This window comes from Jeotgalibacillus proteolyticus, assembly GCF_002926065.1.
Lineage (GTDB): Bacteria > Bacillota > Bacilli > Bacillales > Jeotgalibacillaceae > Jeotgalibacillus > Jeotgalibacillus proteolyticus.
Map to the genome: position 1 here is coordinate 21210 of NZ_PREZ01000010.1, position 12221 is coordinate 33430.

At 44.3% G+C, this 12221-nt stretch carries 8 protein-coding genes; all 8 read left to right on the forward strand.

Annotated features, from left to right (window positions below):
- Positions 1-8 precede the first annotated feature (8 nt).
- The 8 genes from rplL (at position 9) to fusA (ending at position 12169) form a co-directional block, all read left to right on the forward strand.
- Positions 9-371 (forward strand): 50S ribosomal protein L7/L12, encoded by a 363-nt coding sequence (gene rplL / locus C4B60_RS19945; protein WP_104059729.1) that lies wholly within the window; start codon positions 9-11, stop codon positions 369-371.
- A 128-nt stretch (positions 372-499) separates the two neighbouring features.
- The gene (locus C4B60_RS19950; protein ID WP_104059730.1) at positions 500-1102 is read left to right on the forward strand and encodes a class I SAM-dependent methyltransferase; all 603 of its coding nucleotides are present in this window, start codon (positions 500-502) and stop codon (positions 1100-1102) included.
- Between the two features lie 231 nt (positions 1103-1333).
- The gene (rpoB, locus tag C4B60_RS19955; RefSeq protein ID WP_104059731.1) at positions 1334-4894 is read left to right on the forward strand and encodes a DNA-directed RNA polymerase subunit beta; all 3561 of its coding nucleotides are present in this window, start codon (positions 1334-1336) and stop codon (positions 4892-4894) included.
- 66 nt (positions 4895-4960) lie between these two features.
- Entirely contained in the window at positions 4961-8557 is a 3597-nt protein-coding gene (gene rpoC, locus C4B60_RS19960) for a DNA-directed RNA polymerase subunit beta' (RefSeq protein WP_104059732.1), read from the forward strand.
- A gap of 196 nt (positions 8558-8753) precedes the next feature.
- On the forward strand, positions 8754-9002 hold the full coding sequence (locus tag C4B60_RS19965) for a 50S ribosomal protein L7ae-like protein (protein WP_104059733.1): 249 nt from the start codon (positions 8754-8756) through the stop codon (positions 9000-9002).
- A 103-nt stretch (positions 9003-9105) separates the two neighbouring features.
- Positions 9106-9525 carry a 30S ribosomal protein S12 gene (rpsL, locus tag C4B60_RS19970; RefSeq protein WP_104059734.1) on the forward strand — a complete coding sequence of 140 codons (420 nt, stop codon included), beginning with the start codon at positions 9106-9108 and terminating at the stop codon, positions 9523-9525.
- 44 nt (positions 9526-9569) lie between these two features.
- Positions 9570-10040: a 30S ribosomal protein S7 gene (gene rpsG / locus C4B60_RS19975; protein ID WP_104059735.1), complete on the forward strand. Its 471-nt coding sequence runs from the start codon at positions 9570-9572 to the stop codon at positions 10038-10040.
- Positions 10041-10090: 50 nt separating this feature from the next.
- A complete protein-coding gene (gene fusA / locus C4B60_RS19980; protein ID WP_104059736.1) occupies positions 10091-12169 on the forward strand; it encodes an elongation factor G in 2079 nt (692 codons plus the stop codon).
- The last annotated feature ends 52 nt before the right edge of the window (positions 12170-12221 follow it).

Below are 12221 nucleotides of genomic sequence, written 5' to 3' on the forward strand. Positions count from 1 at the left end.
ACTATATCATGACTAAAGAACAAATGATCGAAGCTATCAAAGAAATGTCCGTTCTTGAACTAAACGACCTTGTAAAAGCAATCGAAGAAGAATTCGGTGTATCTGCTGCTGCTCCTGTAGCTGCTGCTGGTGCTGGTGGCGGAGAAGCTGCTGCTGAGCAAACTGAATTTGATGTAATCCTTACAAACGCTGGTTCACAAAAAATCAAAGTTATCAAAGCAGTTCGTGAAATCACTGGTCTTGGCTTGAAAGAAGCTAAAGAAGTAGTTGACAACACTCCTAAAACTGTTAAAGAAGGCATTTCTAAAGAAGAAGCTGAAGAACTTAAAGCTAAGCTTGAAGAAGTTGGAGCTGGCGTAGAAGTTAAGTAATAACTTGTTAAAGAAAAAGCTCGCTTGAATAGGCGGGCTTTTTTTTACCTGTTTTACTGACAGGGGATTTTTGCTTTCGTTAAGGTAAAAGCCACTGGAAAAATGAAGACACGGGAGGGTGATCTGGAATGTCAGATCATTATTATTCCAAAACTCCGGGAGCTGAAAGTAATCCGCAATGGTGGAACTTTACCCTGCGCGGGCACAGCATGCGTTTTAAAACAGACCACGGTGTCTTTTCAAAAAACGAGGTTGATTTTGGCTCACGGGTCTTGATTGATTCATTTAGAGAGCCTGAAATAGAGGGGCCGATTTTAGATGTAGGCTGCGGTTACGGGCCGATCGGTTTAACGCTGGCAAAAAGCTTTGAAACGCGGGATGTTCATCTTGTAGATGTCAACAATCGTGCGCTAGAACTAGCGCGAGAGAATGCTATGCAGAATGAAGTGCCTTCTGTAAAAGTATATGAGAGTGATTGCCTTGACCAAGTGACCTTTACCGGTTTTGCAGCAATTGTCACGAACCCGCCTATTCGGGCAGGCAAAAAGGTTGTGCACCAAATCTTTGAACAGAGTTTCAATCATCTGGCTCCTGGCGGGGAGCTGTGGGTTGTTATTCAGAAAAAGCAGGGTGCCCCTTCAGCAAGGGTTAAAATGGAAGAGCTTTTCGGAAATACGGAAGTCGTCAGCAAGAGCAAAGGCTACTTTATTTTCAGAGCTAAAAAGGTTTGACCCGTAAGATCTCTTATGATACTATAATAAGATGTAAAATTATTAAAGTCAGAAAGTATGTCTATTTGTATAAATGGATAGTTTTCTGGCAATAATGGTTTAAATAATTGTTCTTTATGATAGAAAATGTGGTCAATAATAGCCTCGTTTTCTATTTGTCTTATGTCCATTTTGTGATGACATTGAGCAAAATGGGCTCTATCAAAACGCTTGATTTGAGGGGTGAATCAGTTGACAGGTCAACTAGTTCAGTATGGACGACACCGCCAACGCAGAAGTTTTGCGCGTATCAGTGAGGTATTGGAACTTCCGAATCTTATTGAGATTCAGACAGCTTCCTATGAATGGTTTTTAGAAGAAGGATTGAGAGAAATGTTTCGCGATATTTCCCCAATCGAAGACTTCACTGGAAACCTTTCACTAGAATTTATTGATTATAGCCTTGGTGAGCCAAAGTATTCAGTAGATGAATCCAAAGAGCGCGACGTAACGTATTCTGCTCCGCTTCGTGTTAAGGTTCGACTGTTGAATAAAGAAACCGGAGAAGTAAAAGATCAAGACGTATTCATGGGAGATTTTCCTCTTATGACAGATACGGGTACCTTCATCATTAATGGTGCTGAACGCGTAATCGTATCACAGCTTGTTCGATCGCCGAGTGTGTACTTCCATGGCAAAATGGATAAAAACGGTAAGAGAGGCTTTGGTGCAACGGTTATTCCAAACCGCGGTGCCTGGCTTGAGTATGAAACAGATGCAAAAGATGTGGTGCACGTTCGAATCGATCGTACCCGTAAACTTCCTGTAACTGTTTTATTACGTGCGCTTGGCTTTGGTACAGATCAGGAAATTATTGATCTGATCGGAGACAATGAGTACATCCGTAATACATTAGAAAAAGATAACACAGAAAACGTAGAAAAGGCATTGCTTGAAATCTATGAGCGTCTTCGCCCTGGTGAACCGCCAACAGTAGATAATGCTAAAAGCCTCTTGGAATCTCGTTTCTTTGATCCTAAGCGTTACGACCTTGCAAATGTAGGTCGTTATAAAATGAATAAAAAGCTTCACATTAAGAATCGTTTGTTTGGGCAAGTGCTGGCGGAAACACTAGCAGACCCTGAAACAGGAGAGATTCTAGCAGAAAAAGGAACAACCCTTGACCGGAGAAATCTTGATAAGCTTATCCCGTATCTTGAAAACGGAGTCGGCTTTAAGACAATCAATCAAGTAGGTGGTGTAATCGAAGAAGACTTAACGCTTCAGGCGATTAAAATCCAGGTTCCAAATGCAGACAGCGACAAGGAAATTACTGTACTAGGAAATGCTTATGTCGATGACAGTGTGAAAAACATCACGCCTGCCGATATCATTTCTTCTATCAGCTACTTCTTTAACCTTCTGCACGGTGTCGGCCTAACGGATGATATTGATCATCTAGGAAACCGCCGCCTGCGTTCTGTAGGTGAGCTTCTGCAGAACCAATTCCGTATCGGGCTTTCCCGTATGGAGCGTGTCGTGCGTGAGAGAATGTCCATTCAGGACACCAACACCATTACACCGCAGCAATTAATTAATATCCGTCCTGTTATTGCATCAATTAAAGAGTTCTTCGGAAGCTCTCAATTATCGCAGTTCATGGACCAGACTAACCCGCTGGCTGAATTAACACATAAACGCCGTCTATCGGCGCTTGGACCTGGTGGTTTAACGCGTGAGCGCGCAGGCTTTGAAGTGCGTGACGTTCACTATTCCCACTACGGCCGTATGTGTCCAATTGAAACGCCTGAGGGACCAAACATCGGACTAATCAACTCTTTATCAAGTTTTGCGAAGGTAAATCGTTTCGGATTTATTGAAACACCTTATCGTCGTGTTGACCCTGAGACAGGGAAGGTTACCGACCGGATTGATTACCTGACTGCTGATGAAGAAGATAACTACGTAGTGGCACAGGCAAATGCCCGTTTAGGTGATGATGGTTCATTCCTTGATGATGAAGTTGTTTCCCGTTTCCGCGGTGACAACCAGGTTATCAGACGTGATCGCTTAGATTACATGGATGTATCACCAAAACAAGTAGTGTCTGCAGCGACAGCGTGTATTCCTTTCTTAGAAAACGATGACTCCAACCGTGCTCTAATGGGAGCGAACATGCAGCGTCAGGCAGTTCCTTTATTGAACCCTGAAGCACCATTCGTAGGTACTGGAATGGAGCACGTTTCAGCGAAGGATTCAGGTGCTGCTGTTATTAATAAGCATGAAGGTATTGTTGAGCGCGTTCAGGCGAGCCAGGTTTGGGTTCGCAGAATTGTCGATATCGACGGCAAGGAAACAGAAGGCGATCTTGATAAATACAAAATGCAAAAATTTATTCGTTCCAATCAGGGAACTTGTTATAACCAACGCCCGATCGTGGCTGTTGGCGACCGCGTAGTGAAAGGCGAAATTCTTGCTGATGGTCCTTCAATGGAAAAAGGTGAGCTTGCGCTTGGACGTAACGTGCTGGTTGGCTTCATGACATGGGATGGCTACAACTATGAGGATGCCGTTATCATGAGTGAGCGCCTTGTAAAAGACGATGTATATACGTCGATCCATATTGAAGAATATGAGTCGGAGTCACGTGATACAAAGCTTGGACCAGAGGAAATTACCCGTGATATTCCAAACGTCGGTGAGGATGCACTTCGCAATCTTGATGAGCGCGGAATCATTCGTATCGGTGCGGAAGTAAAAGACGGAGACATTCTTGTCGGTAAAGTTACGCCTAAGGGTGTTACTGAATTAACTGCGGAAGAGCGTTTGCTGCACGCCATTTTTGGTGAAAAAGCGCGTGAAGTCCGTGATACTTCTCTTCGTGTGCCGCATGGTGCAGGTGGAATTATCCTTGATGTGAAGATCTTTAACCGTGAAGACGGTGATGAGCTTCCGCCGGGCGTTAATCAGCTGGTTCGTGCTTATATCGTTCAAAAGAGAAAAATCTCTGTTGGGGATAAAATGGCCGGACGCCATGGTAACAAAGGTGTTATTTCCCGTATTTTACCTGAAGAAGATATGCCTTACATGCCAGACGGAACACCAATTGACATCATGTTAAATCCTCTTGGTGTACCATCACGTATGAACATCGGACAAGTACTTGAAATGCACATGGGAATGGCTGCGCGTGCAATGGGTATCCATATTGCATCGCCAGTATTCGATGGTGCGAACGAGGAAGATGTATGGGCAACAATCGAAGAAGCCGGCATGTCACGTGACGGTAAAACGGTTCTTTATGATGGAAGATCAGGAGATCCGTTTGACAACCGTGTATCAGTTGGGGTTATGTATATGATCAAACTGGCTCACATGGTTGACGATAAGCTTCACGCTCGTTCAACTGGTCCTTACTCACTTGTTACTCAGCAGCCGCTGGGTGGTAAAGCGCAGTTTGGTGGACAGCGTTTCGGAGAAATGGAAGTATGGGCACTTGAAGCTTACGGTGCTGCTTATACGCTGCAGGAAATTCTGACCGTTAAGTCGGATGATGTTGTCGGCCGTGTTAAAACATACGAAGCGATCGTAAAAGGTGACAGTGTACCTGAACCGGGCGTACCTGAATCATTCAAAGTATTGATTAAAGAGCTTCAAAGCTTAGGTATGGACGTGAAGATGCTGTCAAGCAATGATGAAGAGATTGAAATGCGTGATCTTGACGATGAAGAAGACATTCATCAGGCAGATGCGTTGAATATTGCACCGGAAGCCGATGCATTAACATCAGAAACCGTTGCGACAAAAGAATGAGTATAACTATCGTGCAGATAACCGACAAAAGGGCAAAACCTGTAAACGAAAAGGGAGGTAGGCTCCTTGATAGATGTTAATAATTTTGAATACATGAAGATTGGTTTGGCAGCTCCTGACAAGATCCGTTCATGGTCTTTCGGAGAAGTCAAAAAGCCGGAAACCATTAACTATCGTACGTTGAAGCCTGAAAAAGATGGTCTTTTCTGCGAGCGTATTTTCGGTCCCCAAAAGGACTGGGAATGCCACTGCGGTAAATACAAACGCGTCCGCTATAAGGGCGTCGTTTGTGACCGCTGTGGAGTAGAAGTTACACGCGCAAAAGTGCGCCGTGAACGTATGGGCCATATTGAATTAGCAGCACCTGTATCTCACATCTGGTACTTTAAAGGAATTCCAAGCCGTATGGGTCTTGTTCTTGACATGTCCCCGCGTGCACTGGAAGAAGTTATATACTTCGCTTCTTACGTAGTAACAGAGTCTGGTGATACAGCGCTTGAGAAAAAGCAATTGCTTTCAGAAAAAGAGTATCGCGCATATCGCGATAAATACAGCAACAAATTCCAGGCGGCAATGGGTGCAGAAGCGATCAAAAAGCTTCTTCAGGACCTTGATCTGGATAAAGAAGCTGAAATGCTTAAAGAAGAGCTCAAAACTGCTCAGGGCCAGCGTCGTACCCGTGCGATTAAACGCCTTGAAGTAGTGGAATCATTCCGTAATTCCGGAAACTATCCGGACTGGATGATTTTAGACGTACTGCCTGTCATCCCGCCGGAGCTTCGTCCGATGGTTCAATTAGACGGCGGACGTTTTGCTACTTCCGATTTAAATGATTTGTATCGTCGTGTTATTAACCGTAACAACCGCTTAAAACGTCTATTGGATCTTGGTGCTCCAAGCATCATCGTTCAAAACGAAAAGCGTATGCTTCAAGAAGCGGTTGATGCATTAATTGACAATGGCCGCCGCGGCCGTCCTGTAACCGGACCGGGTAACCGTCCGTTAAAATCTCTTTCTCATATGCTGAAAGGGAAGCAGGGACGTTTCCGTCAGAACCTTCTTGGTAAGCGTGTTGACTATTCCGGCCGTTCCGTTATCGTGGTAGGTCCAAACCTGAAAATGTATCAGTGTGGACTTCCAAAGGAAATGGCGCTTGAATTGTTCAAGCCGTTTGTGATGAAGGAGCTTGTCGAGCGTGGTCTTGCTCACAATATTAAGAGTGCGAAACGTAAAATCGAACGCGTTCACAGTGAAGTATGGGATGTACTTGAAGATGTTATTAAAGAACACCCAGTGCTTCTTAACCGGGCACCTACACTTCACCGTCTTGGGATCCAGGCATTCGAGCCTACTCTTGTAGAAGGCCGTGCGATTCGTCTTCACCCGCTTGTATGTACTGCATACAATGCCGATTTCGATGGTGACCAAATGGCTGTTCACGTTCCGCTTTCATCTGAAGCTCAAGCTGAAGCACGCCTGCTTATGCTGGCTGCCCAAAACATCTTGAATCCTAAGGATGGTAAGCCGGTTGTTACACCTTCTCAGGATATGGTATTAGGAAACTACTACCTGACACTTGAGCGTAAGGACGCTGTAGGGGAAGGCACAGTATTCCGGGATGCAGACGAAGTTCTTCTTGCGTATCAAAACGGATATGTACACCTTCACACCCGTATTGCGATTCATGCGAGTGCAGCGAAGAAAGAAAACTTTACGGAAGAACAAAGCAAAAAACTTCTCCTGACAACACCGGGGAAAGTTATTTTCAATGAAATTCTTCCAAAGTCATTCCCTTACATCAACGAGCCGACAATGGAAAACTTAGAAGTGGCAACACCGGATAAGTTCTTCGTTGATCCAACAACAGATGTAAAAGAACACATTAAATCGAGTGAATTAATTTCACCGTTTAAAAAGAAATATCTCGGAAATGTCATCGCAGAAGTATTCAAGAGATTCCATATCACGGATACCTCAAGAATGCTTGACAGCATGAAAAACCTGGGCTTCAAACACTCTACTCGCGCTGGTATTACAATCGGTATCGCGGATATCGTTGTTCTTCCTGAGAAGCAGGAGATCTTAAATGAAGCACAAGAGAGAGTAGATAAAGTGACAAAGCAATTCCGGCGCGGTTTAATTACCGAAGAAGAGCGCTATGATCGTGTTATCTCTATCTGGAGTGCCGCGAAAGACGTTATTCAGGATAAACTGATGCTTACGCTTGACAGCCTGAATCCAATCTATATGATGAGTGATTCCGGTGCCCGTGGTAACGCATCTAACTTTACACAGCTTGCCGGTATGCGTGGTCTGATGGCCAACCCGGCTGGACGGATCATCGAGCTTCCGATCAAATCAAGTTTCCGTGAAGGTCTGACAGTACTTGAGTACTTCATCTCTACTCACGGTGCGCGTAAGGGTCTTGCCGATACAGCTCTTAAAACAGCTGACTCAGGTTACCTTACACGTCGTCTTGTTGATGTGGCGCAGGATGTTATCGTTCGTGAAGAGGATTGCGGAACTGACCGCGGACTTCGTGTAAGTGCGCTGAAAGATGGCACTGAAACGATCGAACCACTTGAAGAGCGTCTGGAAGGCCGTTATTCAAACCAAACAGTTAAACACCCTAAAACAGGTAAAGCATTTGTAAAACGCAACGAGCTGATTACAGAAGATATCGCGCGTCAAATTATTGAAGCAGGTATTGAAGAAGTATCGATCCGTTCAGCGTTTACATGTAACACCCGTCATGGTGTCTGTGAAAAATGTTATGGTAAGAACCTTGCAACTGGTGAAAAGGTTGAAGTGGGAGAAGCAGTCGGTATTATCGCTGCCCAGTCAATCGGTGAGCCGGGAACTCAGCTTACAATGCGTACATTCCATACAGGAGGGGTAGCAGGAGACGATATTACACAAGGTCTTCCGCGTATCCAGGAGATTTTTGAAGCCCGTAACCCGAAAGGTCAGGCGGTCATCTCTGAAATCGATGGAGTAGTAACAGCTGTAAGCGAAGGCAAAGACCGTCAGCAGGAAATCACAGTTAAAGGTGATGTAGAAACAAGAAGCTACACAGCTCCTTATACTGCACGCCTGAAAGTAGCGGTGGATGATACAATTGCCAGAGGACAGGAACTGACAGAAGGTTCTATTGATCCGAAAGAATTGATCAAAATCCGTGACGTCGCGGCTGTACAGGAATACTTACTGAAAGAAGTTCAAAAAGTATACCGTATGCAGGGCGTTGAGATCGGTGACAAGCACGTAGAGGTAATGGTCCGCCAGATGCTTCGCAAGGTGCGTGTAATTGAAGCCGGTGAAACAGAACTACTGCCAGGATCACTGCTTGATGTCCATCAATTTATGGAAGCCAATCAACAGGTAATATTGACAGGAAAGAAACCGGCAACAGGCCGCCCGCTGATTCTTGGAATCACAAAAGCGTCGCTTGAAACTGAATCTTTCCTATCAGCAGCATCCTTCCAGGAAACAACCCGTGTCCTTACGGATGCAGCAATAAAAGGTAAGCGTGATGAATTGCTTGGTCTAAAAGAAAATGTAATCATCGGTAAGCTTGTTCCAGCCGGAACAGGAATGCAGCGCTATCGCCAGGCGGAAATTGAATCGGAAGATACTGTTGAAGAAGCAGTTTCTGTCGAATAGTTCAATTGAAGCCGCTGCCGGCACTCTTTCATTTTGAAAGACAAAAGGCAGCTCATTACTTTTAATGAGAATGCGATACCGAACACTGGTATCGCATTCTCAATTTATTTTTAATATTGTTGACATCAACTAGATGAGATGATAATATATTCAAGGTTGCTCCTATTCGTAACCTGTTACTTTGGAGGATATGAAGATGTCTTATGAAAAAGTATCACAGGCTAAACACATCATTGTAGGATCCAAACAAGTCGTAAAGGCCCTCAAGGCAGGTACTATCCGAGAGGTGATCGTCGCTGATGATGCGGATGTTTATGTGATTGATAAAATCATACACACCGCTAATGATATGAACGTGTCAGTTTCCCATGTCGACTCAATGAAGAAGCTGGGGAAAGCATGCGGGATCGAAGTCGGTGCTGCTGCGGTAGCCGTTACTATTTAAAGATGTTTTTGTAGACTAGTACTACAAAGACTTTGTTTTTGCCCAAAAATGAACCACCTGGATGTGTGGGCTTACAACAATTTTGAAGGGAGGAAAAAAACTCATGCCAACTATTAACCAATTAGTGCGCAAGCCGCGTCAATCTAAAGGCACAAAGTCAACTTCACCAGCACTTAACAGAGGGTACAACAGCTTTAAGAAGAAAGCGACTAACGTATCTTCTCCACAAAAACGTGGTGTTTGTACTCGTGTAGGTACGATGACTCCGAAGAAACCAAACTCGGCTCTTCGTAAATATGCGCGTGTACGTTTGACTAACATGATCGAGGTAACTGCGTATATCCCAGGTATCGGCCACAATCTTCAAGAGCACAGTGTTGTTCTTATCCGTGGCGGACGTGTAAAGGATTTACCAGGGGTACGTTACCACATCGTTCGTGGTGCTCTTGATACAGCTGGTGTAGACGGACGTCGTCAAGGTCGTTCTCTATACGGTACTAAGAAACCAAAAGAAAAGAAATAATCTATTAAATAAAATTTGATTTTCTCGTGAAAGGAGGAACATACATGCCTCGTAAAGGTGCAGTAGCAAAACGTGACGTGTTGCCAGATCCGATTTATAATTCGAAACTGGTTACTCGTTTAATTAATAAAATCATGATTGACGGTAAGAGAGGTACAGCTCAAAAAATTCTTTATTCAGCGTTTGATGTAATCCAGGAACGCAGCGGTAAAGATGCTCTTGAGGTGTTCGATCAAGGTCTTAAGAACATCATGCCAGTTCTTGAAGTTCGCGCACGCCGTGTTGGTGGAGCTAACTATCAGGTGCCGGTTGAAGTTCGCCCTGAACGCCGTACTACTCTTGGTCTTCGCTGGTTAGTAAACTACGCTCGTCTTCGTGGAGAAAAAACGATGGAAGAGCGTCTTGCTAATGAAATTCTTGACGCAGCAAACAACACTGGAGCTGCAGTGAAGAAACGTGAAGATACACACAAAATGGCGGAAGCAAATAAAGCATTTGCTCACTACCGCTGGTAAGATCAAAATCAGTTTTTACCATATTATCATTTTAGGAAGGAGAAAGACCCATGCCTAGAGAGTTCTCCTTAAAAAACACTCGTAATATCGGTATCATGGCTCACATTGATGCTGGTAAAACGACTGCGACGGAGCGTATCCTTTATTACACTGGTCGTATCCATAAGATTGGTGAAACGCATGAAGGTGCGTCACAAATGGACTGGATGGAGCAGGAGCAAGAACGTGGAATCACGATCACATCTGCTGCTACAACCGCTTCATGGAAAGACCACCGCGTTAACATCATTGATACACCTGGACACGTAGACTTCACTGTTGAAGTTGAACGTTCACTTCGTGTACTTGATGGTGCAGTAGGTGTACTTGATGCCCAGTCGGGTGTTGAGCCGCAAACTGAAACTGTATGGCGTCAAGCGACAACATACGGAGTACCTCGTATCGTGTTCGTTAATAAAATGGACAAAATTGGGGCAGACTTCCTTTATTCAGTAGGAACACTTCATGACCGTCTTCAAGCAAACGCTCATCCTATCCAGCTTCCAATCGGTGCTGAAGATGAGTTTGAAGGAATCATCGATCTTGTAAAGAACGTTGCTTACTTCTATGAAGATGATCTTGGAACTCGCACTGAAGAGCGCGAAATTCCTGAAGAGTACAAGGAACAAGCTGAAGAGTACCGTGGAAAGCTTATTGAAGCAGCAGCGGACCTTGATGAAGACCTAATGATGAAATACCTTGAAGGTGAAGAAATCACAATTGATGAGCTTAAAGCTGCAATCCGTAAAGGAACTGTAAACGTTGAGTTCTATCCTGTCATCTGTGGTTCTGCTTTCAAAAATAAAGGGGTTCAGCTTCTGCTGGACGCTGTTATCGACTACCTTCCGTCACCACTTGATGTTGAGTCTATTAAAGGACATGTTCCTGATAGCGAAGAAGAGGTTTCACGTCCGCCAAGCGACGAAGAGCCATTCGCAGCTCTTGCATTTAAAGTTATGACAGATCCGTATGTTGGTAAATTAACATTCTTCCGTGTGTACTCTGGAGTACTTCAATCCGGTTCATATGTTCAGAATGCTTCAAAAGGAAAGCGTGAGCGCGTTGGACGTATCCTGCAAATGCACGCAAACTCCCGTGAAGAAATTGCTGAAGTATATGCTGGTGATATCGCGGCTGCTGTTGGTCTTAAAGATACAACAACAGGGGATACTCTATGTGACGAAAAGAGTCTTGTAATTCTTGAGTCTATGGAATTCCCAGAACCGGTTATCTCTGTTGCGATCGAGCCTAAGTCAAAAGCTGACCAGGACAAAATGGGTCAAGCGCTTCAAAAGCTTCAGGAAGAAGATCCAACATTCCACGCGCACACTGACACTGAAACAGGTCAGACGATCATCGCAGGTATGGGTGAGCTTCACCTTGATATCCTTGTTGACCGTATGCGTCGTGAGTTTAAAGTAGAAGCTAACGTTGGTGCTCCTCAGGTATCTTACCGTGAGACATTCCGTGGCTCTGCTCAGGTTGAAGGGAAATTCGTACGCCAATCTGGTGGTCGTGGACAATTTGGACACGTTAAAATCGAATTCTCTCCAAACGAAGAGGGTAAAGGCTTTGAATTCGAAAATGGCATCGTAGGTGGTACTGTACCTCGTGAATACATTCCTGCTGTTCAAGCTGGTCTTGAAGATTCACTTGATAACGGTGTACTTGCAGGATATCCATTAATCGATATTAAAGCTCGTCTATATGATGGTTCTTACCATGATGTTGACTCCTCTGAAATGGCGTTTAAAATTGCCGCTTCAATGGCATTGAAAAACGCTGTATCTAAGTGTAACCCAGTACTTCTTGAGCCGCTTATGCGTGTTGAAGTAACAATTCCTGAAGAGTACATGGGAGATATCATGGGAGATATTACATCTCGCCGTGGCCGGGTTGAAGGTATGGCATCTCGCGGTAACGCGCAGATTGTTAAAGCGTTCGTTCCTCTATCTGAAATGTTTGGATATGCAACGTCACTTCGCTCGAATACACAAGGACGTGGAACGTTCTCAATGTTCTTCGACCACTATGAAGAAGTACCTAAATCAATCTCCGAAGAAATCATCAAGAAAAATAAAGGGGAATAATTGATTTAGCTCTTACAATAAAGTATAACTACTTATGTAAGCTATGAGATAA